Origin of the sequence: uncultured Methylobacterium sp., from assembly GCF_964244095.1 — a bacterium.
In the GTDB taxonomy this organism is placed as follows: Bacteria; Pseudomonadota; Alphaproteobacteria; order Rhizobiales; family Beijerinckiaceae; genus Methylobacterium.
In genome coordinates this window covers 11,646-38,136 of record NZ_CAXTHR010000026.1, presented here as the reverse complement: position 1 = coordinate 38,136, position 26,491 = coordinate 11,646, and the positions used below count along the sequence as shown (strand labels likewise).

21 protein-coding genes, 1 other RNA gene and 1 pseudogene are annotated in these 26,491 nt (G+C 71.4%); 12 read left to right on the top strand and 11 right to left on the bottom strand.

What is annotated here, in order from left to right:
- Together ACFE86_RS06560 and ACFE86_RS06555 are read right to left on the bottom strand one after the other, a co-directional pair.
- Positions 1-649, bottom strand: a 649-nt coding sequence (locus tag ACFE86_RS06560) for a sterol desaturase family protein (protein ID WP_375454522.1), incomplete at its 3' end; no start/stop codon positions are given.
- Between the two features lie 487 nt (positions 650-1,136).
- Complete coding sequence (locus ACFE86_RS06555) at positions 1,137-2,411, bottom strand: glycosyltransferase (RefSeq protein WP_375454521.1); 1,275 nt, start codon at positions 2,409-2,411, stop codon at positions 1,137-1,139.
- Positions 2,412-2,519: 108 nt separating this feature from the next.
- On the opposite strand from ACFE86_RS06555, the gene ACFE86_RS06550 reads away from it, so the two are divergent.
- Positions 2,520-3,746, top strand: coding sequence for a DUF1972 domain-containing protein (locus tag ACFE86_RS06550; protein ID WP_375454520.1), 1,227 nt, complete (start codon positions 2,520-2,522; stop codon positions 3,744-3,746).
- A 2-nt stretch (positions 3,747-3,748) separates the two neighbouring features.
- On the top strand, positions 3,749-4,999 hold the full coding sequence (locus ACFE86_RS06545) for a glycoside hydrolase family 5 protein (RefSeq protein ID WP_375454519.1): 1,251 nt from the start codon (positions 3,749-3,751) through the stop codon (positions 4,997-4,999).
- On the opposite strand, the gene ACFE86_RS06540 is transcribed toward ACFE86_RS06545, so the two are convergent.
- Both ACFE86_RS06540 and ACFE86_RS06535 read right to left on the bottom strand, forming a co-directional pair.
- Positions 4,959-6,191 (bottom strand): VpsF family polysaccharide biosynthesis protein, encoded by a 1,233-nt coding sequence (locus tag ACFE86_RS06540; RefSeq protein ID WP_375454518.1) that lies wholly within the window; start codon positions 6,189-6,191, stop codon positions 4,959-4,961. The two genes, ACFE86_RS06545 and ACFE86_RS06540, sit on opposite strands and share 41 nt — an antisense overlap.
- A 106-nt stretch (positions 6,192-6,297) precedes the next feature.
- Positions 6,298-8,406: a GumC family protein gene (locus ACFE86_RS06535; protein WP_375454517.1), complete on the bottom strand. Its 2,109-nt coding sequence runs from the start codon at positions 8,404-8,406 to the stop codon at positions 6,298-6,300.
- A 311-nt stretch (positions 8,407-8,717) separates the two neighbouring features.
- On the opposite strand from ACFE86_RS06535, the gene ACFE86_RS06530 reads away from it, so the two are divergent.
- The 7 genes from ACFE86_RS06530 to ACFE86_RS06500 all read left to right on the top strand — a co-directional run bounded on the left by ACFE86_RS06530 (position 8,718) and on the right by ACFE86_RS06500 (position 15,759).
- Positions 8,718-10,256, top strand: a complete 1,539-nt coding sequence (locus ACFE86_RS06530; protein WP_375454516.1) for a formyl transferase — start codon at positions 8,718-8,720, stop codon at positions 10,254-10,256.
- Positions 10,257-10,692: 436 nt separating this feature from the next.
- Positions 10,693-11,943, top strand: coding sequence for a CynX/NimT family MFS transporter (locus tag ACFE86_RS06525; protein ID WP_375454515.1), 1,251 nt, complete (start codon positions 10,693-10,695; stop codon positions 11,941-11,943).
- Between the two features lie 124 nt (positions 11,944-12,067).
- A non-coding RNA gene (ssrS, locus tag ACFE86_RS06520) (6S RNA) lies at positions 12,068-12,224 on the top strand.
- The gene (locus ACFE86_RS06515; RefSeq protein WP_375454514.1) at positions 12,214-12,813 is read left to right on the top strand and encodes a 5-formyltetrahydrofolate cyclo-ligase; all 600 of its coding nucleotides are present in this window, start codon (positions 12,214-12,216) and stop codon (positions 12,811-12,813) included. Before ssrS ends, ACFE86_RS06515 begins: the two co-directional genes overlap by 11 nt.
- On the top strand, positions 12,813-13,631 hold the full coding sequence (locus tag ACFE86_RS06510; protein ID WP_375454513.1) for a YmdB family metallophosphoesterase: 819 nt from the start codon (positions 12,813-12,815) through the stop codon (positions 13,629-13,631). The genes ACFE86_RS06515 and ACFE86_RS06510 overlap by 1 nt, the downstream gene beginning before the upstream one ends.
- 137 nt (positions 13,632-13,768) lie before the next feature.
- Positions 13,769-14,746: a MotA/TolQ/ExbB proton channel family protein gene (locus ACFE86_RS06505; protein WP_375454512.1), complete on the top strand. Its 978-nt coding sequence runs from the start codon at positions 13,769-13,771 to the stop codon at positions 14,744-14,746.
- Positions 14,746-15,759: a peptidoglycan -binding protein gene (locus ACFE86_RS06500; protein WP_375454511.1), complete on the top strand. Its 1,014-nt coding sequence runs from the start codon at positions 14,746-14,748 to the stop codon at positions 15,757-15,759. The genes ACFE86_RS06505 and ACFE86_RS06500 overlap by 1 nt, the downstream gene beginning before the upstream one ends.
- A 7-nt stretch (positions 15,760-15,766) precedes the next feature.
- Here ACFE86_RS06500 and ACFE86_RS06495 read toward each other — a convergent pair whose 3' ends face one another.
- Together ACFE86_RS06495 and ACFE86_RS06490 are read right to left on the bottom strand one after the other, a co-directional pair.
- Entirely contained in the window at positions 15,767-16,780 is a 1,014-nt protein-coding gene (locus tag ACFE86_RS06495) for a D-cysteine desulfhydrase family protein (RefSeq protein ID WP_375454510.1), read from the bottom strand.
- Positions 16,781-16,790: 10 nt separating this feature from the next.
- Positions 16,791-18,635 carry an ABC transporter transmembrane domain-containing protein gene (locus tag ACFE86_RS06490; RefSeq protein ID WP_375454509.1) on the bottom strand — a complete coding sequence of 615 codons (1,845 nt, stop codon included), beginning with the start codon at positions 18,633-18,635 and terminating at the stop codon, positions 16,791-16,793.
- A gap of 360 nt (positions 18,636-18,995) precedes the next feature.
- On the opposite strand from ACFE86_RS06490, the pseudogene rpmE reads away from it, so the two are divergent.
- Positions 18,996-19,208: pseudogene (rpmE, locus tag ACFE86_RS06485) on the top strand (50S ribosomal protein L31); the annotation flags it as partial.
- A 117-nt stretch (positions 19,209-19,325) separates the two neighbouring features.
- Here the strand turns inward: rpmE and ACFE86_RS06480 are convergent.
- Both ACFE86_RS06480 and ACFE86_RS06475 read right to left on the bottom strand, forming a co-directional pair.
- Positions 19,326-19,856 carry a DUF1465 family protein gene (locus tag ACFE86_RS06480; RefSeq protein ID WP_375454508.1) on the bottom strand — a complete coding sequence of 177 codons (531 nt, stop codon included), beginning with the start codon at positions 19,854-19,856 and terminating at the stop codon, positions 19,326-19,328.
- A 140-nt stretch (positions 19,857-19,996) separates the two neighbouring features.
- Entirely contained in the window at positions 19,997-20,539 is a 543-nt protein-coding gene (locus ACFE86_RS06475) for a TetR/AcrR family transcriptional regulator (protein WP_375454507.1), read from the bottom strand.
- Positions 20,540-20,641: 102 nt separating this feature from the next.
- Between ACFE86_RS06475 and ACFE86_RS06470 the strand changes: the two genes are divergently transcribed.
- Complete coding sequence (locus ACFE86_RS06470; RefSeq protein WP_375454506.1) at positions 20,642-21,040, top strand: DUF2306 domain-containing protein; 399 nt, start codon at positions 20,642-20,644, stop codon at positions 21,038-21,040.
- A gap of 4 nt (positions 21,041-21,044) precedes the next feature.
- Here the strand turns inward: ACFE86_RS06470 and ACFE86_RS06465 are convergent, their stop codons facing one another.
- The 3 genes from ACFE86_RS06465 to ACFE86_RS06455 all read right to left on the bottom strand — a co-directional run bounded on the left by ACFE86_RS06465 (position 21,045) and on the right by ACFE86_RS06455 (position 24,674).
- A complete protein-coding gene (locus tag ACFE86_RS06465) occupies positions 21,045-23,147 on the bottom strand; it encodes a TonB-dependent receptor family protein (protein ID WP_375454505.1) in 2,103 nt (700 codons plus the stop codon).
- A gap of 156 nt (positions 23,148-23,303) precedes the next feature.
- Positions 23,304-24,275: a DUF1775 domain-containing protein gene (locus ACFE86_RS06460; protein WP_375454504.1), complete on the bottom strand. Its 972-nt coding sequence runs from the start codon at positions 24,273-24,275 to the stop codon at positions 23,304-23,306.
- A 42-nt stretch (positions 24,276-24,317) separates the two neighbouring features.
- On the bottom strand, positions 24,318-24,674 hold the full coding sequence (locus tag ACFE86_RS06455) for a hypothetical protein (RefSeq protein WP_375454503.1): 357 nt from the start codon (positions 24,672-24,674) through the stop codon (positions 24,318-24,320).
- Positions 24,675-24,927: 253 nt separating this feature from the next.
- Between ACFE86_RS06455 and ACFE86_RS06450 the strand changes: the two genes are divergently transcribed.
- Positions 24,928-26,229 (top strand): murein L,D-transpeptidase, encoded by a 1,302-nt coding sequence (locus ACFE86_RS06450; protein ID WP_375454502.1) that lies wholly within the window; start codon positions 24,928-24,930, stop codon positions 26,227-26,229.
- The last annotated feature ends 262 nt before the right edge of the window (positions 26,230-26,491 follow it).

The following is a 26,491-nucleotide window of genomic DNA, read 5'->3' as shown; positions in this document are numbered from 1 at the left end:
TCAGGATGTTGCGCATGATGTAGACGTTGACGCCGAACACCGTCACCTCGACGGGATTGAGCGCGATCAGCGTCCACAGTCCGAAGCAGATCCCGGGGATCACGCCGTCCCAGGCGCGGTTCATCAGCTCGTCGAGAGGGTGGACGCGGTCCTTGGTGATGCCGACCATCACTTCCGCCGAATGGTGGACCTTGTGCAGTTCCCACAGGAACGGGAAGCGGTGCTGCGCCGTGTGATAGAGGTAGTACGAGATGTCGTAGGCCAGCAGCATCGTCGCCGTGAACACGATGACGGTGATCGGTCCGGGCGGTCCTTCGAGCAGCGGCGCGTTGATGCGGAACAGCGCCCCGAACGCCTTGTTCGTCGCGTAGCCGACGGCCACGACGAAGGTGACACCCGCGGGGATCAGCAGGAACGGCATGATCGCCTTGCGGGTGATGTAGAACAGCAGATCCGCGCGCGCGGACGGGTGGGTGATCACTTCGTGCGGCAGCAGGAACTCGAAGAACTCGGCGAAGGATTTCTCCTCCACGGTGCGCCAGTAGGCGATGACCGCGCAAGCCAGCGCGGTCGCGAGGAGAAGCCCCGCCGCGAGCAGGTTGGCGGCCGAGATCCGATCGAGGATCTGCTCGATGACGCTGCTGATCATGTCCTCATCTTCCGTTCCTGCGCAGGACGGTCGGTGGCGGGTCGAAGCGGTGAACCCCTCGTGTACGCCCGATCCGGCGGGATCGTGAGACGGCGCGAACTGCCGACGCATCCCGCACGCGTTCGATCGAAGGACCCGCCGCTTCGCCCATAGCTATGAAACGAGGCCCGCCGCTACGATCGCGCGAGACTGCTTACGATCGTGGTCGTCGGACATGGGTCCGACCCTATCGGGACGCGCTCGATCCGCGCGCGGTTCCGGCGGGCGCCGGCAGCCGTGCCGCTTCCACGCGGCTTGGATAACGGGTCCTTGCCACGCTCCGAGCGCGCGAAGCGGATGCGAGGATCACGGCGCCGTGTCCGGCCGGCTCGGATCGGACACGGCTTTCGGCCTTGTTTCGATCCGCTCGCCAGCGGCGAACCAATGCCTGCGGCTTCAGGAAACGCTCTGCACGAGCAGGCGCCGCGTTCCCGCGCGCGTCCCACCCTCAGCCGGCCGGATTCGAGGGGGCGTTCACCGGTGCGCGGACTTCGCACGGGCCGGCCTGCTCCCGCTGGAAGGTCAGGCGCAGCATGCCCGTGATCCCTTCGGCCGCGAGCGATGCGTCGAAGACCCGCTCGTAGCGCGCGCGCGCGGCGGCCGGGTAGCCGGCCCAGGTGTCCGGCCGCGTCACGATCTCCGCCAGCGTCCGCGACAGCGCCTCGGCGCTGCCGGGCGGGACGACCCATCCGGTCGCCCCGTCCTCGACGATCTCGGTGAGGCCGCCGATCCCGGAGACCAGCGGCGGGATGCCGTAGGCCAGCGCCTCGATGGCGACGCGCCCGAGCGATTCGGGGCGTTGCGAGGGAACCGCGACCACGTCGGCCCAGCGGTAGAGCGGATCGGGATCGGCGACGAAGGGCGAGCAGGTGACCTGTGCCGAGAGGCCGGCCTGCGCGATCTGCGCGACGAGCGCCGCCTCCCGCGCGTCGTCCTCGAAGGCGCCGCCGACGATCCTGAGTTCGATGCGCGCGCGCGCCGCCGGCGGCAGCCGGCGGATCGCCTCGACGAGGACCTCCTGGCCCTTGATGCGGCTGATCCGCCCGAGCATCAGCAGGCGCAAGGGACGGCTGCCGTCGTAGCGCGCGGGGTTCGGCTGCGCCGGCCCGCTGATCCCGTTATAGACCACCCGCGCGGTCGCATCCTGCGGCATCGCGAAGGCGGCCTGCGTCGCGCGCGAGTTGAAGATGATGTGGGCGCGGCTCCAGCGGATCAGGCCGCGCAGCACCTTGAGCGCGGCGCCCTCCGGGATCTCGTGAACGTGGACCACGGTGCGCCCCGGAAGCAGCCGCGACGCCAGCAGGTAGTCCGCCACGACCGTCGTGTTGACGTAGACGAGGTCGCTGGCGCGGATGCGCCGGAGCGCGCGGGCGACGGCCATCGGCAGGGCGGCCAGGCCGATCGTCGCCAGCCGCGCGAGGTTGCGCCGGCGCAGCACCCAGACCGGCTCGATGACGATGCGCGATGCGGCCTCCTCCAGCATCGCGACGATCGGCCCCGCCTTGGGCAGCACGACGTCGATCCACGCCGTCGGATAGGCCGCGCGGATCGTCCGCACCGTCTCGCAGAAGCTGCGGTCGGACCCGTAGAGTTCGCAGCCCTGATGCACGCAGGTGATGCGCTTCACCGCATGGCCGTCCCGCACCGCGGGAAACCGCGCCGGCGTCTGGACGTCGTCGTAGGCAATGGTGAACCCGGATCGCAGTATAGGTTCTACGCTCATAAGTTGATTAAATCCAATAATAAACAACCATAGGTTGTATTATTCGAGAAATGCCTTGGCCGTGCTTTCGACATACAATAAGTGGGCCGACATCGGAAGGGGATGCTCATGCGGAGTCTTGCGCCGGCGATCCTAATTCTTGGAACGCGCGGCATCCCGGCGGCGCATGGCGGCTTCGAGACGTTCGCGGAGCGGCTCGCACTCCACCTCGCCGCCCGCGGCTGGCGCGTCGGCGTCTATTGCCAGCGCGAGGTCGGGCGGGTCGGGCGGGGGGTCTCCACCCGGGTCTGGCGCGGGATCGACCTGATCACCGTGGAGGTGGCGGCCAACGGGCCCGTGGCGACGCTGGCCTTCGACGCGCTCTGCGCGCACGACGCGGCCTCGCGCGGCGGCGTCTGCCTCGTGCTCGGCTACAACGGGGCGGTGTTCCTGCCGTATCTCCGCCTGCGCGGCGCGAAGATCCTGACCAACATGGACGGGATCGAGTGGAAGCGGCCGAAATGGCCGCTCCCCGTGCGGGTGTTCTTCTGGATCAGCGAGTGGATCGCGGCGTGGAGTTCGCATCGGCTCGTCGCCGATCACCCGGCGATCGCCGACCACCTCGCGACCCGCCGTCCGCGCCGGGCGATCGCGACGATCGCCTACGGCGGCGAGCCGATCCGCTCGACCTCCGAGGCGCCGATCCGCATGCTCGGGCTCGAACCCGACCGGTTCCTGGTGTCGATCGCCCGGATCGAGCCCGACAACAACGTGCTGACCTTCGTCGCGGCGTTCTCACGGCGCCCGCGCGGCGCGCGGCTGGTGGTGCTCGGAAAGCTCGACCCGGAAAACGCCTATCACCGGGCGGTCCGGGCGGCGGCGGGGGAGGCGGTGACGTTCCCCGGGGCGATCTACGAGGCCGCGACGGTGCAGGCCCTGCGCCACCATGCCCGCGCCTATCTCCACGGCCACACGGTCGGCGGGACCAACCCATCCCTGGTCGAGGCTTTGTGGGCGGGCAACGCGGTGATCGCGCACGACAACGCCTTCAACCGCGGTACCGCGGGCGAGGGACAGTTCTACTTTTCCGACGCGGCGGGCTGCGAGCGCGCGATCACGGCGGTGCTCGAGGACGGCGAGGCCGTCGCGGCGGCACGCCGCGCCGCGCGCCAGCGCGCCGCGGACTTCTCCTGGGACGACGTCCTCAACGCCTACGAGGTCGAGCTGCGCCGGCTCGGCGGCTATCCGCCGATGCCGGTCCGCACCGCGCGGGCATCGGCGGCCGTGTCCGTGCCCGACGTCGAGCCCGACCGACGCCGTCCGGCCGAGGCGGTCGCCGCAGAACGGGTCCGCTGAGGATGGAGGCCGGCCGCCGCGGCGTCGTCGGCGGCGCGCTCGCGCTGGCCCTGGCCGGCCGCGCGCGCGCGGCGGCCCCGCCCGAGCCCATCGCTCTGCGGCGCGGCATCAGCCTGTGGCCGTGGTTCTCGCTCACCCGCGAGTTCCCGGCCCCGCGCACCGAGTACGACTGGCCGCCGTTCCAGGCCGACCGGCCGGTCCCGAATGCCGAGGACCTCCGGCGGCTCGCCGGGGCGGGTTTCGACTTCGTCCGCCTGCCGATCGATCCCGGCCCCTTCGCCGCCGCCACGGGCGTCCGGCGCGAACAGCTCTTCGGGACGCTGACGGAGGCGGTCGACCTGATCCTCGCGAGCCGGCTGTCGCTGGTCCTCAACCTTCAGGCCAATGCCGCCACCCACCACTACAACCCGGAGCGGTTCTACGGATCGGTCGCGGCACCGCTGTTTCCCGCCTATCGCGACGTCGTGGTCGCGCTTGCCCGGCGCTTCGGCGCGCGCGCGCCCGGCCGCATCGCCCTCGAACCGGTCAACGAGCCGCCGCAGGCCTGCGGCGCGGTCGCCTGGAACCGGGTCCAGGCCGCCCTGCTCACCGCCGCGCGGGCGGCCTCGCCCGGCATCACCCTGGTCGCGACGGGGGCCTGCGGCGGCCTGGCGGCGGGGCTTGCCGCCCTCGATCCGGGCGCCTTCGCCGCCCTGGCGCCGCTGGTCTTCACCTTCCATTTCTACGAGCCGTACCTGTTCTCGCATCAGGGCGCCCCGTGGATGACGGACGAGCCGGTCTATCGGGCGCTGAACGGCGTGCCGTGGCCGGCCCGCGCCGGCCGCCTCGACGAGACGCTCGCCGCGGTCCGCGCCCGCATGCGCGCCGACACGCAGACCGCGGCCGCCGACAAGGCCGCGGCCTACGCGGTGACGGAGGCGAAGCTGACGGAATACTTCGCGGCCGACCCGGACCGCGGCTACCTCGACCGGAATCTGGCCGACATCCGCACCTGGGCCGACCTCTACGGCATCCCGCCGCGGCGGATTCTGATGGGCGAGTTCGGGGCGCTGCGCAGCGACGCGCGCTACGTCGCGGCGAAGGCGCCGGACCGGGCGCGCTACATCCGCGACGTGCGCGAGGCGGCCGAAGCCGCAGGCTTTCCCTGGGCGTTCTGGAACCTGTTCGACGGGCTCGGGCTGATGGACGATGCCCACCGCATCGATCCCGACATCATCGCCGCGCTGGGCCTGACGATGCCGGTGCGCCGCTGAGCGTGCGCCGCGGGTAGAGCACCAGCAGCATCAGCGCGAACTTCGCGAGCAGCGTGGTCTTGCCGCCGATGCTCTCGAAGGTGTTGATCAGCACGACGAAGGCGAGGATCGGCAGGCCGACCCCGCGCCGGCACTGTCGCGCCACCTCGTACAGGAACAGCGTCAGCGCGACGGCGAGCAGGGCGGTCATCACCACGCCGTTGTAGAGCAGGCTGCGCACCACCGGGTTCTCGATGCCCCATTCGAGGCCGTACATCCGCCGCAGGGTGTCGACGATCGTCGGGTCCGGCCCGACGAGGAGGTCGCGCAACGGGATCGCGTCGAAGATCGTCAGCATCTCGACGCGGGCGTTCGCGCTGCCGCCGTCCGAGACGAACCGCGCCAGCAGCGCGTCGAAGAAGCCGCCCACAGCCAAGCCGCTGACGACGATCGGCACCAGCGTCAGCATGAAGGCGGCGAGCGCCGCGCCGAGCAGCGGCACGCGTCCGGTGCGCAGCGCGCGGTTCAGCGCGACGACCGCGAAGACGCCGCCGAAGGCGAGCGTCACCACCGTCGCCGAGCGGCCGCCGAAGGTGATCAGCGCGACGAGCTGGAGCACGACGATCCCGGCACGGACGGCCGGCCGCAGCGATCCGCCGCCGCCGAGCAGCGCCAGCACGTAGCAGGCCGTCAGCGTCGCGTTGGCGAGCGGATGGCCCTGGAGCGCCGCCGAGCGGGTGTCGGTGTCGAACGCCTGCCCGTCCATGCGGAAGGGGAAGAATCGCTGGCCGCTCGCGAACTCCACGAGGCCGAGCACCGCGTTGGCGAGCATCACTGCGTGAAAGACGATTTCAAGATGCCGCATCGTGAGCGCGTCGCGGTCCGCCAGCAGGATCACGACGAGCCCGCTGAGCACGTAGGTGTCGAGGGCGCCGGCGAGCCCTGTGCCGTTCCGGAGCGCGATGAAGGCGAGCAGCCCGAAGCCGACGAGGCAGAGCAGCACGCTCGCCGGCCGCCGCTCGGCGGCGTCCACCACCGGCGCCACCGGATTGCCGGAGCGCAGCATCGTCCAGACAAACACCAGGACCGCGAGGTAGGTCGCGGGGTGCACCTTCTGCGCGGCCGAACCGGTGATGCCGTCGTAGTTGATCCCGAGCACCCACAGCATCCCGCCCGAGATGCCGCAGGTGACGAGCGCGAGCCCGACGAGCATCCACGATTCGGCCCGCGCCAGCGACGGAAGCGGGAAGGCCGGGCGCGCGCGCCGGTCTGCCGGCATCCGCGACGGATAACGGTCGGCGGGTGTCGGCACGGGTCCCTCAGCTCGCCGCGCGGGCGTCGAGCAGGAGCGAGCCCGAGACCGGACGCCCGAGCGCCTCCGAGGTGCCGACGAGGTTGAGCAGGTCGCGCTGGCGCGTGGCGCCGTTGCGCACGATCAGCAGCAGCCGGTCGGTGGCCGCCGCGACGGGGCCGATCCGCAGGTTCTCGGAGAGCACGCCGCCGTCGAGGATGACGAGTTCGTAGCGGCCCTTCACGCCGGCGAGGAACCGCTCGACGTTGGCGCGCAGGAACGCGTCGCGCACCGGCTTCTGGGTATCGCCCATGCCGATCCGGCGCGCGCCGGTGGCGGGATCGAGGCGGGCGACGGCGTTCAGGCTCTGCTCGCCGCGCAGCACGTCGAGGAGGCCGCCGGCGCCGGTGCCGTCGATCCGCATGTCCGCGTCGACGACCAGCACGCGCTCGCCGCGGGCGACCGCGACGGAGGCGAGCAGGTCGATCGCCGCCTTGCGGTCGGCGTCGTCCGCCTCGCCGGAGGCGACGAGGATGCTGAGCGAGCGCCCGCCGCCGCCGCCGCTGGTCTCGAACAGGTGGTCGAGGGTGAAGCCGGCCGCCGACGCGCTCGCGACGTCGCTCATCCGGCGCAGGCGCGGCAGGGTGGCGACGACCGGCGCGTTCGAGAGCCGCTCGAGCTGGCGCTGCGACAGCACCGTCGGCTCGGCGTATTCCCGCACCAGCGCGAAGCCGGTGCCGAGGCCGAGGCCCGCGAGCGCGGCGGCGAGCACCAGGAACACGCGCGGCGGCCACGAGCTGTCCTGCGGCGGGCGCGCCCAGGTGATGACGCGGGCGTTGGTGGTGTCGATCCCGGTCTGCTCCTTGATCTCGCGCGAGCGCACGAGGAAACTGTTGTAGACCGACCGGCTCGCGTCGACGTCCCGCTCCAGCTCCCGCAGGCGGATGCTCGATTGGGCGCTGACGGCGGACTGCTTCTGCAGCCGCTCCAGGTCGGCGGTGAGCGTGCGCTCGTTGGCGAGCGCACGCTGATACTCCGCTTCCGCCGCCTGCGCGATCCGGCCGAGTTCGCCGTCGATCAGCCGCTTCACGTCCTGCATCTGCGCGCGGGTCGCGGCGATGAACGGGTGGCGCTCGCCGAGGTTGGTGCGCAGGTCCGCCTCCTTGCTCGCGAGTTCGGCGTACTGGCCGCGCAGCCGCTCGACCACCGAGGACTGGATCGCCTCCGGCGTCGCGCCCGCGGCAAACGGCCGGCCGCGGGCATCCTTGACGCCCTGGAGCCGGGCGCGGGCCTCGGCGGTCCGGGTGCGGGCCGCAACCACGCGGGCGTTGCTGTCGGTGAGCTGCTGCTCGCCGACGAGGCGCCCGCTCGACGCGATCAGGCCGTTCTTCGCCTTGTAGTCCTCCAGGCGCAGGTCGGCCGCGTTGACCGCGTTGCGCAGGTCGTCGAGGCGGGCGCGAAGCTCCCCGGAGGCGCGCTGCGCCGCGCCGGCCCGGGCCTCGGACTGGTCCGACAGGTAGGATTTCGCGATGGCGTTGACGATCCGCGCCGACTTGTCGGGGTCCGTCGTCGTGACGATCACATCGACGACGAAGACCTTGTCGGCGCGCTTGACCGCGAGCTTGCGCCGCAACCGGTCGAGCGACTGGCCGCGGGCGTCGACGGGACGTTCCGTCCTCGGCCCGGTGAGCGTCTCGCGCAGCGATTTGAGCGTGCGCTCGAGCGCGCCGGGCGTGGCCGCGCCGAATTCCGGGTCGGCGTCAAGGCCGGTCTCGGCGATGGCGCGGGACAGGACGGTGTCCGATTCGATGACGCGGACCTGACTCTCGACCTGGGTGACTCCGCCGTCAGGGGAAAGCGCGCCGGGATTGATGTCGTTGCTGACCACCACCCGGTCGCGGGGATCGATCAGGAGCTGCGCCGTCGCGGTGTAGAGCGCGGGCGTGAGGATGGCGTAGGCCAGTGCGGCAAGCCCCAGCGCGGTCGCCGTGCCGAGGATGAGCCTCCAGCGCCGGAACAGGATGCGCCAGACGTCGCCGAGCTCGGCGGTCGTATCGGGCCTGGGCGCGGATGCGCGCTCGGGAACCAGCGGTTCCATCCACGCCGCCACGGCGAGGTTTCTGCTGAGGTGTTCCACGGTCGGCCACCGTCGTCTCGGAATGGGTCAGTTGTACGGACGCCCGCCCCTGCACTGCAAGAGACGCGCAACGGAATGAAAATCCCTCAAGACTGCGTAGGAGCCGCCTTTTCACGGCGGGTTCTTCGGGCGACGGTTAATCCGCGCCGAATGAAACGCACTGTTCGTCCGGTTATCCTTCCGGTGACGAACCGGGTGATAGATCGTGGCGGTGGATGGCGCGCGCGGCCTCCGACGTCGGGCGGAGCGTGCGGGTCCGGGCACGAACGGTGCGTCTCGGAGCGAATGCCCGCGGAGGATCGGTTGTCGGCATGCGTCTGAGGCTGCGTCTCGATGGCCGTCGCCCGCGCCGGTGGCACGTGCACCTGCTGCGCCGGATCGCCGCCCTGCCGGACGTGCACGCGGTCGAGATCGATGCGCGGCCGGGACCGGACGCGTGGCCCGCCAACGCCGACCTGCTGTTCTCCCTCGAGGCCCTGATCCACCGCCTGCCGCGCCTCGGCGCCGCGTCCCCGGCCTCCGCGGCCGACCTGTCGCCGTGGCCGCGGGCCGGCCTCGCGGTGCCCGACCTGACCGTCGACCTGTGCGGCGACGTCGCGCCGGCGGGCGGCACCGCGCTCTGGCAACTGTCGTTCGACGGCATGCCGGGCGAGGCCGGCCTGCTCGCGAGCCTGCTCGCGGGGCGTGCGCCGGTGATCGCCCTTCAGGACGGCGCCCGCCGCGTCGCGACCGGCCGCACCGGGACGGAGCGGCGCGGGGTGATGCGAACCTCCTTCGACGACGCGCTGATGCGGACCGTCTCGCTCGTGTCGGCGGCGCTCGCGGGCCGCGACGAATCCGGGCTCGAAAGCGTCCGGCCTGGCTCGGCCGCCGCACCCGCCGCGCTGCCGGCCGCCCGCGTCCTGACCCGGACCGGGGGGATGCTGGCGCACGCCATCGCGCAGCGGCTCTACCACCTGTGCTACCACGCCCCGCATTGGCGGGTCGGCTGGCGGCGGCTCGCCGGGCCGGACGTGATCGACCTGCGCCGTCATCCCGAGGGCGGCTGGCGGGTGCTGCCCGACGACGGCCGCCGGTTCTACGCCGACCCCTTCCCCCTCGACCACCGGGGCGAGACCTGGCTGTTCGTCGAGGACTTCGTCCACGCGGTCGGCAAGGGCATCGTCTCGGCGGTGCGGTTCTCGGCCGACGGCCCGGTCGGCACGCCGGTGCCGGTGCTGGAGGAGGCGCACCACCTCTCCTATCCGTTCGTGTTCGTGCGCGACGGCCAAGCCTGGATGGTGCCCGAGACCGGGAGCGCGGGCACGATCGACCTCTATCGCGCCACGGCCTTTCCCGGCGGCTGGGTCAAGGCGGCGACGCTGGTCTCGGGGCTCGTCGCCAGCGACGCCACCCTGGTCGAGCAGGCCGGCCGGTGGTGGATGTTCGCGACCGTGCGGGATGCAGCCCCCGACGCACCGCTTGGCAGCGGCTCCTACTCCGATGCGCTCCACCTCTGGTCGGCCCCGGACTTCCGCGGGCCGTGGACGCCGCACGCCCACAACCCGGTGCTGGTCGATGTCGCCTCGGCCCGGCCGGCGGGGCGCATCGTCGCCCGCGGCGGCGCGCTGATCCGGCCGGTGCAGGACTGCACCGAGGGCTACGGCCGCGCGCTCGCGCTCGCCCGGATCGACCGCCTCGACGACGACGGGTTCGCGCAGACCGTCGAGACGCGGCTGCGCGCCGGGCCGGGCTGGCCGGGCACCCGCCTACACACCCTGAACCGGTCGGAGACGCTGGAATGCATCGACGGTTCGGCGCGCTCGCCGCGCCTGCGGACGCTTCTGGGGCGCTGGGGCATTTTCCACTGAGGCGGACGCCGGCTCGCGTGAAGAAAATGCAGCCACCGTCCCAAGGCCACGCACCGCTCCCTCCGGAAAACGGAAGGGCTCGCGGGATCTCCGGCAAGACGCCGGAACGTCGATCCCGCGGCCCCGGTGACGGGGCATGCCGTTCAGGATCTTGCCCTGCTGGTGACGTGCACGCGTTCGGCGTCGCGCCGATTCGGTGGACCGCCAGCGTGGTGCTGTCCGTCCATGAGCGCCACAGCAATTTGACGTATTTATCGTAATGCTTTGATGTGCCACAAGCAAAGCGCCTCGGGTTCGATCATCAGACAAATCGATATGAGGACTTGATCCACTCTAATATGGCAGGTTCTCACCCACTATACCGGGACAAGATTTCTCAGAAATTTTGTCGAAATACATAGCTACATCTTGCAATGTCCATGGGATAGGATTTGGCATGGAGACGCGTGTTGCGGATGCGATGCCCATCGGGGCGGCATCTGGTCCGAACCACGGGGGCGAGGCAGTCTTGGGGCGCGGGCTTGCCGTCGCGGCGATCCTCCTCGTCGCGATCGACCTTCGTCCGGGCATCGTGTCGGTCGGGCCGATCCTGCCGTCCATCATCGAGGAGTTCGGGCTCTCGCACGCCGCGGCCTCTCTGCTGGTCACGATCCCCGATCTGCTGATGGGCGTGCTCGCCCTGCCGACCCCCTGGCTGGCGCGGCGGTACGGACGCGATCCCGTCCTGCTCGGCGCCCTGCTGCTGTTGTGCCTCTCGACGCTGGCGCGGTCGCTCTCGGGCAACGTGACCGGCCTCCTGCTTGCGACGGCCGGCGTCGGGGCGGGCATCGCCGTCGCCGGGGCGCTCATGGCCGGCTTCATCAAGGCGCGCTTTCCGACGAAGGCGGCCCTGATGATGGGCGTCTACGCCACGGCGCTGTCGTTCGGCAGCACCCTCTCCGCCGGGGCGACGGGTCCGGTCGCGGCCAACGTCGCGGGAGGCTGGCGCCTCGCCTCGGGGATGTGGAGCCTGCTCGGCATCGTCGCGATCCTCGGCTGGCTCGCCGTCGCGATCCGGGAGCATCGCCACCGTGCGGCAGGCGGCGTGGTCCGCGCGCCGTCCCACCGGCTTCCGCTCGGCAACCGCACGGCTTGGTTCATCGCGCTGTACTTCGCCTGCGACAACTTCCTGTTCTACGCCCTGCTGTCGTGGACGGCGCCGATGTACCGCGAGTACGGCCTCTCCCCCACCGTGGCCGGGCTCGTTCTCGCGAGCTTCACCGCCGTCTTCATGTGCGCGAACCCGGTGTTCGGGTGGCTGAGCAGGTCGGAGGATCGGCGCGTCGGGCTGGCCGTCAGCGGTGGCCTCACGACTCTCGGGCTCGTCCTGCTCGCAGTCGCGCCGACGGCGGCGCCCTTCCTCGTCATCCCGCTCTGCGCCGTCGGGCTCGGCGGCGGCTTCACGCTGGGCATGACCCTGCCGCTCGACAACACCCACGGCGTCGAGGAGGCGAACGTCTGGAACGCCTTCGTCCTGACGGTGGGCTACATCATCGCCGCCGGCGGGCCGCTGCTGGTCGGGATCGTGCGGGACCTGAGCGGGGACTTCCGGCCGTCGATCTGGCTGCTGGCGGGCGTCGGCAGCGCGATGCTGCTGCTGAGCCCTTTCCTGCGGCCGCATCACCAGCGATCGCAGGCTCGGCCCTGACACCCGGCCGATGGACGCCGCATCCGGTCGCGGGGCGGCGGCGAACCTCGGGCTGCGAGTGCCGAAACGTCAAACCGGGACGCCCCCCCTGGCGCCGCCCCAAGCGTACCGCTACATAGTCGGGGCGGGGCTGCAGAGTCCGTCAGGAGCACTTTCCCCGGGGCCTTATCGACTCCCCCGGGAGCTGTCCCTGGCCTCGTCCCTGGACTTGGTCAACACGGCGCCCACCTACACTGTAGGTTTCCCGGGATCGATCCTCCAACGGCTCACGTGGCTCCGCACCCAGCGTCCCCGACATCGTGCGACAAGGCAGCCTTGCGCCGCGACGCGCTCGCGCGCCGGGACGCCCTCGACCCGCGGATTCGTCGCGCCGGGTCGCTCGCCGTGGCCGAGCACGCCCTGGCGGTCGCCGGCCTCGCGGACGCGCCGCTCGTCGGCGCGTTCTGGCCGATCCGCAGCGAGGTCGACCCGCGCCCGCTGATCGAGCGCCTGTTCGCCCGCGGCCGGCGCGTCGCGCTGCCGAAGGTGACGCCGGACGGCCTCGTGTTCCGCGAGTGGCGGCCGGGTGAGGCCCTCATCGCCGGCGGCTTCGGCCTCAGCGAGCCGCGCGACGACCTGCCCGCCCTCGATCCGACCGCGCTGATCGTGCCGCTCGCCGCCTTCGACCGGCGCGGCCAGCGCATCGGCTACGGCCGCGGCTACTACGACCGGGCGATCGCGCGGCTCTCGCGCGCTCGCCCGGTCCTGACGATCGGCATCGCCTTCTCCGTCCAGGAGATCGCCCGCGTGCCGGCCGAGCCGCACGACCGCCCCCTCGACCACCTCGTCACCGAGGCGGGCCCCGTTCCCCTGAGTGAAGACGCGCTGTGATGCGGCTCCTGTTCCTCGGCGACGTCGTCGGGCGTCCCGGCCGCAGGGCCGTCACCGACCGGCTGCCCGGCTTGCGCGAGCGGTGGCGGCTCGACTGCGTCGTCGTCAACGGCGAGAACGCGGCCGGCGGCTTCGGCATCACGGAAGCGATCTGCGACGAGATCCTTGAGGCCGGGGCCGACGCGGTGACGCTGGGCAACCATTCGTTCGACCAGCGCGAGGCCCTGGTCTTCATCAACCGCCAGCCCAAGCTGATCCGGCCGGCGAACTACCCGCCCGGCACGCCCGGCCGGGGCGCGACGATCGTCGAGACGCCCGCGGGCGCCCGCGTGCTGGTGGTCAGCGTGATGGGCCGGATCTTCCTCGACGCGATGGACGATCCCTTCGCCGCGGTGGAGCGCGAGTTGTCCGCGTGTCCGCTGGGCGAGGCGGCCGACGCCGTCATCGTCGACGTGCATGCAGAGGCCACCAGCGAGAAGCAGGCCTTCGGCGTGTTCCTCGACGGCCGCGCCAGCCTTGTGGTCGGCACGCACACCCATGCGCCGACCGCCGACCACCGCATCCTGCCCGGCGGCACCGCCTACCTCTCGGATGCCGGGATGTGCGGCGACTACGACTCGGTGCTCGGCATGCAGAAGGACGAGCCGCTGCGCCGCTTCCTCCAGAAGACGCCGGGCGCGCGCCTGGAGGCCGCGCAAGGGGCGGGGACGCTGTGCGGCATCGCCGTCGAGACCGACGCGGCGGGCCTCGCCGTGCGGGTCGCCGCCGTGCGCCTCGGGCCGCACCTGGAGGAGACCTGGCCGCGCGACTGGGATTAGCCCCGCTTGAACACGGGATCGTCGGTCTCGCGGCTTGATCGCACCGGTGGCTGACGCCACAGTGCCGGCCTGTTCGATCGAGGCCGCCGATCATCTTCGGGAGACGGCTTCGCGCACCTTCCGAAGAGTCGCGATCGATGGCTGCCCGACCCGAGACCGCACAGCCGGCCAAGCCGATCGCCCGACCCGGCATCTACTTGATCCGGATGCTGGTCTTCCTGATCCTGGTGGGCTTCCTCGCCTTCATCCTGTTCCGTCAGGTCACCCCGGCGTTCCAGGCCAATCCGGGGCTGAACGGCCTGATCCTCGGCGTGCTGCTGATTGCGGTGCTGCTGGCCTTCGGGCAGGTCGTCCGGCTGTTCCGCGAGGCGGCCTACGTCAACGCGGTGACGGCGGGCGAAAGCCCGAAGCGGCCCCCGAGCCTGCTCGGGCCCCTCGTCCCGGCGATCCAGGCGCGATGCGAGGGCGCGACGCTGCCCGGCGTGCGCGCCTTCCTCGACACCGTCGCCGCGCGCCTCGACGAGGGCCGCGACATCCTGCGCTACATCGCCGGCATCCTGATCCTGCTCGGCCTGCTCGGCACCTTCTGGGGCCTGATCGACACGCTCTCGGCGGTCGGCTCGGTGATCAAGTCGATGCGCGGCGGGGGCGATGCCAGCGTGATGTTCGACGAGCTGAAGAACGGGCTCGCCGTCCCCTTGAGCGGCATCGGCCTCGCCTTCTCCGCCTCGCTGTTCGGCCTCGCGAGTTCGCTGATCACCGGCTTCCTCGACCTCCAGGCGGGGCAGGCGCATGCGCGCTTCCACAACGAGCTGGAGGACTGGCTGGTCTCCGGCGCGGAGGCGGCCGCGCCCGCCCTCGTCCCGCCGCATCAGGAGCCCGAGGCCGCCGCGGCGCTGAAGGAGGCCGTCGACCGGCTCACCACCGTCGTCTCCGAGGGCGCCAACGGGCGGGCGGCGACGCAGGCGATGACCAACCTCGCCGAGGGCATCCAGGGCCTCGTCCAGCACATGCGGGCGGAGCAGCAGATGATCCGCGACTGGGTCGAGGCGCAGGCCGGCCGCGAGCGCGAGATGAAGCAGGTGCTCGACCGGCTCGGCCGGGAGAAGGTCTGATGGCCTCGCGCCTGGTCCGCCGCGACCGCGGCCTCAACGTCTGGCCGGGCTACGTCGACGCGCTGGCGACGCTGCTGCTCGCGGTCGTGTTCCTGCTGACGATCTTCGTCGTCGGCCAGTTCTTCCTGTCGCAGGAGCTGACCGGGCGCGACACGGTCCTGGCCCGGCTCAACCGCCAGCTCGTCGATCTCACCGACCTGCTGGCCCTGGAGCGGTCGAACCGGCGCGGGCAGGAGGAGACGGCGCAGACCCTGCGTAACACGCTGCTCTCCGTCGAGGCCGAGCGCGACCGGGCGCGGGCCGAGGCCGCGGCGGGCGCGACGAACAGGGGCCAGGCGGGCGACCTCGACAGGCAGTTGCAGGCCGAGCGCACGGCGACAGGCCGGGCGCAGTCGCAGATCGACATGCTCAACGATCAGGTCGGCGCGATGCGCCGCCAGCTCGCCGCCCTGGAGGACGCCCTCGCGGCCTCCGAGAACCGCGACCGGGAGAGTCAGGCCCGCATCGCCGACCTCGGCAGCCGGCTCAACGTCGCGCTCGCGCAGAAGGTTCAGGAGCTCGCCCGCTACCGCTCCGACTTCTTCGGGCGGCTGCGCCAGATCCTCGGCAACCGCACCGACATCCGCGTCGTCGGCGACCGTTTCGTGCTGCAATCCGAGGTGCTGTTCCCGGGTGGGTCGGCCACGCTGAAACCCGAGGCCGGGCCGGAGCTCGACCGCATCGCCGGCGCGATCCTCGATCTGGCCAAGCAGATCCCGGCCGACCTGCCCTGGGTGCTGCGCGTCGACGGCCACACCGATGCGCGGCCGATCGCCAGCGCGCAGTTCCCCTCGAACTGGTCGCTCTCGGCGGCCCGCGCCATCGCCGTGGTGCAGTACCTCGCCGGCAGGGGCTTGGCGCCGCAGCGCCTGCTCGCCGGCGCGTTCGGCGAGTTCCAGCCGCTCGATGCCGGCACCGGCGAGGACGCTTACGGCAGGAACCGGCGGATCGAGATGAAGCTGACGGAGCGGTGAAGCGGCGTCACGTCTCCGCGAAGGCGCCCGGGTACGCGAACAGCCCCGGCACGCCTCCGGTCATCAGGAACAGCACCGCATCGCCCGGCTGGTAGAGTCCCGTCCGCACGTCGTGCAGAAGGCCGCCGAACGCCTTGCCGCTGTAGACTGGATCGAGGAGCACGCCTTCGCTCCGCGCCATCAGGCGCACCGCCGCGCGCATCGCGTCGGTGGGGATGCCGTAGCCGGGCCCGCGGTGGCCTCCGTCGATCACGATGTCGGCCGAGGACAGCGACGCGCCGGGCTTGAGCAGCGCGAGCGTCGCGTTGGCCTTGGACAGAGTCTCGGCCTCGGCCTGCGCCTGCGTCGCCAGCACCGCGTAGGATTTCGCAAGTTTCGGATCGTGCCCCATCGCGAAAAGCCCGGCTGCGAGGCCGGCATGGGTGCCGGCGCTGCCGTTGGCGACGAGGATGCGGGTGAAATCCTCGCCCATCGCCGTGCTTTGGGCGAGAATCTCGGCGGCGCAGGCGGCGTAGCCGAGGCAGCCGACCGGGCTCGAACCGCCGGACGGGAAGACGTAGACGCGCCGGCCCTGCGCCCGCAGCACCCCGGCGCGGGCCTCGGCGGCCGACAGCGAATCGGCATCCCCCGGCAGTTCGTGGACGCGGGCGCCGAACAGGTCGTCGAGGAAGCGGTTGCCGTTGCCGGTATAGGCCACGTCGGTGCGCGGCACACTCTTTGTCAGGAACAGCTCGCAGGCGAAGCCCTCGCGGGCGGCCGCGGCGGCGGTGAGCCGGGCGTGGTTGGATTGTAGAGCGCCGACGGTGACCACCATGTCCGCGCCCTCGGCACGGGCCGCCCCGAGCAGGAATTCGAGCTTGCGCAGCTTGTTGCCGCCTCCGCCAACGGCGGCGAGGTCGTCGCGCTTCACGAACAGGCGCACGCCGTTCAGCGCCTCCCCGAGGGCGGCCGAGAGCCGGGGGAGCGGCTGGATCGGCGTCGGGCGGTCGAGGAGCGCGAGACGGGGGAAGCGGTCGAACACCGGCAGAGCCCTACTCGGCCGCCGGCATGGTCCTGCCACGCAGGCGCCGCTCCTTGCCCCGCGCGGTCTCGTCGAGGGCATCCGTGAACTGAAGTGCCGCGAGCTGCGCGTAGAGCGCGCCCTGCGCCAGCAGGCTCTCGTGCGTGCCCGCCTCGACGATCCTCCCCTCGTCGAGCACGAGGATGCGGTCGGCGGCGCGGATGGTGGCCAGCCGGTGGGCGATGACCAGCGTCGTGCGCCCGCGCATCAGCCCGTCGAGCGCTGCCTGCACGGCGCGCTCGCTCTCGGCATCGAGGGCGGAGGTCGCCTCGTCCAAGAGCAGGATCGGCGCGTCCTTGAGGATCGCGCGGGCGATGGCGACGCGCTGGCGCTGGCCGCCCGACAGCGTCACCCCGCGCTCGCCCACCGGCGTGGCGTAGCCCTGCGGCAGGGCGCGGATGAAGCCGTCCGCGTTGGCGAGTTCGGCCGCGCGGCGCACCGCCTCGTCGGACGCGTCGGGCCGGCCGTAGCGGATGTTCTCCGCGACCGAGCCGGAGAACACCGTCGGGTCCTGCGGCACCAGCGACATGCGCGCGCGCAACGCCTCCGGGTCGACGCGGGCGATGTCGATCCCGTCCACCAGCACGCGGCCCGATTGCGGATCGTAGAACCGCAGCAGCAGTTGCAGCACCGTGGTCTTGCCGGCCCCCGAAGGTCCGACCAGCGCGATGCGCTCGCCGGGGGCCGCCGCGAAGGAGACGCCGGCCAGCGCCGCCGTCCCGGCGCGGGTCGGGTAGGCGAAGCGCACCGCCTCGAAGGCCACCGCGCCGCGGGCCGGCACCGGCATCGTCAGCGGGTCGGCCGGCGCCCGGATCGCGGGTTCGGCGGCGAGGATCTCGCCGAGGCGCTCGGCGGCGCCCGCGGCCTGGGCGAGCTCGCCGTAGACCTCGGATAGCTGCCCGAGGGCGCTCGCGCCGAACACCGCGTAGAGCACGAACTGCGAGAGCTGGCCGGCGCTCATCGTGTGGGCGAGCACCCCTTGCGCGCCGTACCACATCACGCCGACGACCGAGGCCGAGATCAGGAAGATCGCCACGCCGGTGAGCATCGCGCGGGCGCGGATCGATTCGCCGGCGGCGGCATAGGCGTTCTCGGAGGCCTGACCGAAGCGGTCGGCGGTGGCCGCGCCCATGCCGAAGGCCTGCATGGTCCGCACCGCGCCGACCGCTTCCGCGGCATAGGCCGAGGCATCGGCGAGCCGGTCCTGCGCGGCGCGCGAGCGGCGGCGCACGCCGCGGCCCGAGACGATCAGCGGAAACACGATGAACGGGATCGCGCCGAGCACCAGCACGGAGAGCTTCGGGCTGGTGACCACCATCATCGCCACGGCGCCGACGAACAGGAAGAGGTTGCGCAGCAGGATCGAGATCGCGACGCCGAACACCGCCTTCACCTGCGTCGCGTCGGCGGTGAGCCGCGAGACGATCTCGCCGGACAGGGTGCGGTCGAAGAAGGCCGGGTCGAGGAGCGTGAGCTGCCGGAACACGGCGCTGCGCAGGTTGGCGACCACGCGCTCGCCCAGCGTCACCACCGTGTAGTACCGCGCCGCGCTCGACAGCGCGAGGACCGTGACGACGCCGAGCAGCGCCAGGAAGTAGGCGTTGATCATGCTCTCGCCGTCGGCCGAGAAGCCGTGGTCGATCACCCGCCGCATGGCGATCGGCACGGAGAGCGTGGCGGCGGACGCCATCAGCAGCGAGAGGAAGGCGGCCAGGATGCGGCCCCGATAGGCCGTCGCGAACGGGATCAGCGGCCGGAGCGAACTCAGCGGCGCCTTGTCGCGGCCGTCCGCGGCCGGGTTCGTCTTGCGGGCCATCACGCCTCTGGTGTTTCCCCCCACCGCGCGTCACGCTTGCTTGTGAGCCGGCGGAGCCTGCGGTATACGCGCGCCTTCATCCGATTGCGCGTGTTCAATGGCCGCGGGCCGCCAAGACGCGCCTTCGGCCAGGACGCGCTTTCGGCGTGGTACGAGCGGTTGCCACGAACGCGAGGTTCGTGGCAATGGCCCGATCGATCGCGTTTCAACCCACGGACCTTACGGGCCGCGCCTTCCGCGCTCCCGGAGTCCGTGCACCGTCGAGGACGAGACGTCATGGCAAAGAGCCCGGCCGTAAAGGCCCAAGCAAATACGCCCCCGGCCAATAAGGTCAAAGAGAAGAAGACCAGTGGGACCGAGCACCCCGAATATCACTTCATCAAGGTGGTGATGACCGACGGGACCGCGTACCGGACCCGCTCGACCTACGGCAAGGAGGGCGACACCCTCAACCTCGACATCGATCCACTCACCCACCCGGCCTGGACCGGCGGCGAGCAGAAGATGCTCGATCGCGGCGGCCGCGTCTCGCGCTTCACCTCGCGCTTCGGCAACCTCGTCGGCCGCAAGTAATCTTTAACCTTTTGCGATTTGGCCTCGGCGTTTCGTCGGGGTGCGTCACGAGCGGGAAGGGCAGCGCCTTGCGGTGCCGCCCTTTGCCGTGTTCCGGACCTGATCCGTCGAAGGCGATCAGGGGCGGCCGGTCGGGAAGGCCGAGCGCAGCAAGCCCTGCTGGGCGGCGACCGGGCTCTCGATGGCGAGCGGCGTCGGACGGTCGTCCGAGATCAGCCCGTCGAGGTGGAGGATGCGTGCGTGCAGGCGGCGCGCGCGCAGCACGAGGTTCTGGAACCGGACCGGCAGCAGCGTGAAGCTCTCGGCCTTCGGCGGTTCGGTGGCGGCGAGCCGCACCCGGTTCTTCTCCTGCAACGCCTGGCCCGCCGTCATCTCGCCCTCCGCGACGGCGCGCTGGACTAGGAGCCAGGAGGCGATCTGCATCAGCAGGGTCGTGAGCCGCATGCTCTCGGAGGCGTAGGCGAGGGTGGCATCGCGCGCGATCAGGCGCGACTCGTCGCGGCCCTCGCCGTCGAGGTAGGCCGCGGTCTCCTCCACCAGCGCCATCCCGTCGTGGAACAGCGCGCGGAAGGCGTCGGACGCGACGTAAGTCCGGCCGAAATCGACCCAGTCCTGCGCGTCCCGGAACGTGACGTCGTAGCCGTTCATCCTGCCTCCTGCGCCGCTGCCGGGTCCTGTTTCCGTTCCGTCCTGGAACGCACCCGGCGTGTTCGCGAGCCGTGCCGCAATCCTAGCGCCGATCCGCCCCTCGCGTCGCGACAACCGATCGGTAACCTTAATTCGTGTCGTCAGGCTGGCTCGCCGAGCGCCGCGAACGCGGTCTCCGGCGCGATCTGCCGCTCCGCGACGAGATGGGCGAGGCCGTGGACCAGCGCCCAGGCACGCAGGGCCGCCCCCGGCATCCCGCCGCCCTCGGCGTCGACGGCGCCTTCGAGGATCGCGAAGGCTGCCGCGGCGGCGTCCTCCAGATCGGGGAAGGCGGTTTTGCCGACCGTGCCGCCGAACATCAGCAGGAAATGCGGCCGTTCCTCGACGGCGAACGTCAGGTAGGCGCGCCCGAGCGCGTTCACGCGCCCGGTTTCCGTCTCCGCCACCGCGTCCAGGCGACGACGCAGACGAACGAACCCGTCGGTCGCGAGGCCGGCCAGAAGGGCCTCACGGCTCGGGAAGTGCCGGTATGGCGCGTTGTGCGAGACGCCCGCCGCGCGTGCCACCTCGCGCAACGTCACCGCATCGACCCCGTCGCCCACGAGAAGCCGCGTGGCCGCGTCGAGCAGGGCACGGCGCAGATCGCCATGGTGGTAGGGCACCGCGCGATCGGATGTTGACATCGCCAACACTTCTCCTCATGTTGCTGTTGTCAACATATGCGATTCCGGGAGCGGCGTCATGTCTGAGCGAATCGGGTCGCATCGCCGCCGTGGAGTGTGGCGATGAATCTGGCGCCGCTCGCAGCCGCCGGTCCGCTGATCCAGTCACACGCGCTGGCGGCCGTGCTCGCGGTCGGGCTCGGCTTGGCGCAGTTCGCATTGTCGAAGGGCGGCCGCCGCCATCGATGGCTCGGCCGCGCCTGGGTCGGGCTGCTCGCCCTCGTGGCGCTGACCTCCTTCGGCATCCACGGCATGCGCCAGTTCGGGCCGTTCAGTTGGATTCACGGGCTGTCGGTGTTCACCTTGGGCATGCTGGTCCTCGGCGTCGGGCTCGCCCGCGCCGGGCACATCGCCGCCCATCGCTGGACGATGATCGGGCTGTTCGCGGGCGCCCTGGTGATCACCGGCCTGTTCACCCTGGTGCCGGGCCGGCTGATGCATGCGGTGCTGTTCGGCGCCTGAGGGATCAGAACGCCGCGCGCACGCCCCCGAACACCGCTCGGCCGACGCCGGGATAGAACGCCACCGGGCCGCCTGCCACGGCGCGCGCGTTGGCGACGACGGAGATGTCGGCGACGTAGCGCGCGTCCGTCAGATTGCGGGCGTCGATGAACAGCGAGACGCCGTCGGCGAAGTCGATGCCGGCCTCGACGTTGAACAGCGCGTAGCCCGGCACCTTCAGCGTGTTCGCGTGGTCGGCGAACGCCCCCTGCGGCACCCAGTCGATCGACGGGGCGATGTGGAAGCCGCCCGGATGGGCGTAGCGCAGCACGGTGCGCAGCACGTCGGCCGGGATGCCGGCGATGCGGTTGCCGCCGTAGACCGGGTCGTTCACGAACCGGATGTCGTTGTGCGTCCAGATCTGGGACAGGCTCAGCCGGTCGCCGACGCCCGAGAGGTCGCGGGCGAGGTCGAGGCCGATGGCGGCCTCGACGCCCTGGTGCCGGGTGCGGGGCGCGTTGAAGGTCGCCGCCGGAACGTTCGTCGCCGCGCCGAGCGCGGTGTTGAAGTTGATCAGTTCGTTGCGGATCTCCGAGCGGTAGAGCGTGACGTCCCACGACAGCCGGTCGATCCGCCCGCGCGAGCCGGCCTCGTAGGTCCAGGCGCGCTGCGCCGCGAGCGGGGCGAAGGTAGTGCGCAGCGTGTTGGTCTGCACGAGGTCGCCGAAATCCGGCACGTCGCGCGAGCGCGCGACGTCGCCGAAGACCTGGATGTCGGGCAGCGGTTGCCACAGCAGCCCGACCTTCGGGTTGACCCCCTCGTAGGTCTCGTTGGCGAACTGAACGTTCGGGTTTGCTGCCAACCCGCCCTTGTTGCTGTAGGTGCGGTTTGCGGAGAACACCTTCGCGCCGGTCATCAGGGCCACGTCCGGCAGGAACCAGAACCGGTTCTCGCCGTAGGCCTCGTAGTTCGACGCGCTCTGGAGCGCGTTCAGGGTCTGGCCGTTGCGCTGACCGGCTAGGTTGTTGAACTGTAAGGCCGAGTTCTGGCCGGCGAAGGCGCGCAGGCCGAGGATGGTGTCGTTGCGAAAGTCCCCGATGTCGAACGTGCCCGCCCAGTGCGGCGCGAGGCCGTAGGTCCAGCCGTCCTGGTCGATCACCTGAAAGATCGGGTGGTAGAGCGACTTGTGGATCGCCCAGGTGTCGATGTCGAGCTTGCCCACGTCGAGGACGAAGGAGGTCCGGTTGGCGATCCGCTCGGTCTCGACCTTGCGCGACTGGTTCATCGCCACCGCCGCGGGGTTGGCGCGCGTCGGGTCGTTCAGCGCGTCGGACAGGCTCAGCGCACCGGGCAGCTTCTGGTCGGTGAGGTAGACGCCGGCGTAGAACCGCGTCTCGATGCCGGGCGCGAGCTGGTAGCCGAGGTTGGCGTTGAAGTTCTGCGTCCGCTGGACCTCGTGGTCGCGAAAACCGTCGGCGTTGGTGATCGTGCCGTTGATCAGCATGTCGACTGGCCCCGAGATCCGCGAGGCCTGGAAATTCTCGCGGATGGTGCCGAAGCTGCCGCCGTCGATGCGCAGGATGTTGGGCGCGAACGCGGTGTAGGCGGTGGGCGTGACGAAGTTGACCGCGCCGCCGAGGGTGGTCGCGCCGAAGGTCAGCGCGTTGCCGCCCTTGTAGACCTCGGCGGAACGCAGGGCCAACGGATCGATCTGGTAGAAGTCGCCGCTGCCGTCGGCGAGGTTGAACGGGATGCCGTCCTGGAGCACCTCGATCCCGCGCAGGTGGAAGCCGCGGGAGATGCCCGATCCGCGCACCGACAGGCGCAGTTCCTGGCCGTAACGCTCCTGCGCGTAGACGCCGGGCGTGTCCTTGAGCACGTCGCGCAGGGTGTTGGCGTAGCGGTCCTGGAAGCTCGCGGCATCGACGAAGGCGACCGAGCCGACGGTGGCGTTCACGGCTCGCCGCTGCTCGGCGACGCTCGGCACCGTGGCCGAGCCGGCGGCCGCGCCGCTCACCGACAGTTCCGGCAATTCGACGCGGTCGGGGCCGGCTTGCGCGCGGCAGGTCTGGGAGAGGGAAAGGCCGAGGGCGAGCGCCAGGGCGCCCGATCCGATGAGGCGGGACATGGGAATGACCTCGGACGGCGGCCGGCGGGCGCGTCTGCGCGGGCGGGCCTGCACGTCACGACAAGAGGGACGGGCGCGAGGCCCCGGGCCGCGCTCGGGTGCGGCGCGCCACGGAGCTTCCAGGATCGTCAGGGCAGGATCGTCAGGGCGGGATCGTCAGTGATCGTGCGCGCCGCCGGCCGGCGCGGCGCCGAGGGACTGCGCCCCGATCGGCGCCACCGAAAACGTCACCGGCACGGTGCCGGCGCGCGCGAAGGTGAGCGTGCCCGCGACGGTCTCGCCCGCCTTCGGTCCGGCGCCGAGACCCTCGAACATCAGGTGGAGGCCGCCGGGCTTGAGCGTCACCGTCTCGCCGGGCCTGATGATCAGGCCGCCCTCGACCACGGCCATCCGCATCACGCCGTCGGCCATCGTCATCGAATGGATCGAGCCGCGGCCGGCGAGCGGGATCGCCGCGCCGGTCAGCGTGTCGGGGGTCGCACCGGTGTTGGTGATGCGCACGTAGCCTCCGGCGACCGTGGCGCCGGCCGGCGTCTCGCGCAGCCACGGCGACGTGATCGCGAGGTCGCCGGCCTTGATCGAGGCGGGTGCGGGCGTGCCCTGGGCGGCCGCGACGATCCGCACGGCGGGCGCCGGCGACTTCAGGTCGCGCGCGCTCTGACCGGCGGCGGGGATCTCGCTCCAGCGGTAGCCGCCTACGGCGCAATCCTGCTCGACCGGGAAGTAGACCGTCGCGCCCGGCGGGAAGGCGTCGGAGACGCGGGCGAAGAAGGTGAACTCATCGACCTCGTCGTCCGGCAACTCGCCGCCGGTCCAGGTGATCGCGGTGACGCCCTCGCTGACCGTTCCGTGGAAGGATGGGTAGGGCTTGGCGTAGGCGCCGCGCGCCGTGATGATCCGCCAGCCGGGCTTCGGCATCGGCTTGGCGCCGACCATGCCCTCGGGGATCGTTACGCTGACGCGGGTCGTCGGGCGGCCGTCGCAGCCGTGGTTGATCTGCACGACGCCGCGATAGGCCGTGTTCGGGGCGGCCTCCTTGCGGTCGAGGGTGGCGTGGGCGAAGGCGGCCGAGGTGAAGAGGGTCAGGCCGAGGGCGGCGCAGAGTTCGGCGCGGGCAATCCGGGGCATGGGACACATCCGTCTGTCTGAAGGGATCGGGTGGCGATCGGTTCAGAGGACGGGCGGACCTCTCGGGTGGGCGATCGAGCCGGGCGGCGCGCGGGGACCGTTGGTGGGATGCGTCGCGAACGCTACTCGCGCGGCGCGGCGCGGCGGCCAGGCGATGGTGGCCGATTCCCCGCCCGGCGCCACGACGGCGGCGGCGACGTGGGCGGCGGTGCAGCAATCGGCGTGGGAATGCGGCGCCGGCCTGTCCGGGGCCGGGTCCCCGGCGACGAGCCCGCTTCCGGACAGGCAGAGGACGTGGCCGTCCGCGCCCATCACGGGCGGCATCAGATTGCCAAGGAAGCCCTGCAGCGCGAACGCGTACAGCGCGATCACGGCGATGATCGCGCGGGGGCCGTTCATCCTTCCGCTGCCGGGTGCCATGCGCGTGCCGCTACGCGATCGAATCGCTCGACACCATCCCTGCCACGGCGACGCCCGCACGGCTGTGGCCACGGGGCCGCACCCGTCCTCGATGTGCGGGCCCGCACCCGCGTGCCACAATATGGCCCGCTCGCCATGGAGTCTTAACCGCACCCGGACACCGTGGGCTCAAGGGAACGCGCGGCGTGCCGCCCGTTCCGTTTCGCCCATCCAAGGACCAGAGCCAGCCACGATGCTCATTCAGGCCACCACCCGCGCTACCTTGAGCCTCGCGCTCCTCGGCACCGTCGCCCTCGCCGTGCCGGCCCTCGCGCGCGAGCAGGCCGGCTACGCCCAGGCCGAGTGGGCGCAGGACTACGCCTCGCCCGCCGCGATGCAGGTGCAGCGATCGCTCACGCCGATCCTGTCGCCGCAGACGGTGGCCGCCACCGAGCAGATGGTCGAGCGATACAAGGAGATCGTCTCCCGCGGCGGCTGGCGCCCGGTCTCCGGCGCCGACCGCCTGCGCATCGGCGCCCGCGGCCCCGCGGTCGCGGCGATGCGCCAGCGCCTGACCGTCACCGGCGACATCGATCCGGCCTCGGGCAACTCGGGCGTCTACGATTCCTACGTCGCGGCCGGCGTGAAGCGGTTCCAGTCCCGCCACGGCCTGAGCCAGACCGGCGCGATGAGCATGGCGACGCAGCAGGCCATGAACGTGGGCGCCGACATCCGGCTCCGCCAGCTCGAGATCAACGCGGTGCGGCTGCGCTCCTACGCGGGCAACCTCGGCAACCGCTTCGTCATCACCAACATCCCGGCGGCGCTCGTCCAGACGGTCGAGAACGGCCAGGTCGTGACGCTGCATGCCGCCGGCGTCGGCAAGATCGACCGCCAGTCGCCGATCATGAACACCAAGGCGACGCAGATCAACTTCAATCCGACCTGGACGGTCCCGGCTTCCATCGTGAAGAAGGACCTCATCCCGAAGATGCAGAAGGACCCGAACTACCTCACCGATAACAAGATCCACATCCTCACGGGCAACGGCGAGGTCTCGCCCCGGCAGGTCAACTGGAACTCGGACGAGGGGACGCGCTACACCTATCGGCAGGAATCGGGCGCCGACTTCAACTCGATGGGCATCGTGCGCATCAACATCCCGAACCCCTACGGCGTGTTCATGCACGACACCAACACCAAGGGCGTGTTCGGCGACGACTTCCGCTTCATCTCGTCCGGCTGCGTCCGCGTGCAGAACGTGCGCGAGTACATCACGTGGCTCCTGAAGGACACGCCCGGCTGGGGCCGCGAGCAGGTCGAGCAGGCGATCGAGAGCGGCAAGCGCGTCGACGCGACGCTGACCGCGCCGGTCCCGGTCTACTGGACCTACATCACCGCCTGGGCGACGCCGGACGGCCTCGTGCAGTTCCGCGACGACATCTACAAGCGCGACGGCGTCAACGTGCCCTCAACCATCGGCGCCCCGACCCCGGTCGCCAGCGCCGAATCGGCGGTGCCGCAGAGCTTCGAGCCCGGCGACGACGAGAACTGAGACCCGGCCGACAGGCGCCGATGCCCCATCGCCAGCGGCCCGCATCCTACGGGGGATGCGGGCCCGCTGGCGTTAACCGGAAGAACCCGCTCCGGGCGGCCCGCCGCCGGCCGGAGCGCAGGCCGAAGGCCGGTCACGCCACCGATGACCGACGCGAGGCCGCCGCACGCGGCGCCACGATCGTCCGGCTCCCCCGGGAGCAGGGCCGCTCCTGATGCCCGACTCGACCACGCGCCCCCCGCACGGCATCCCTGCGACGGAG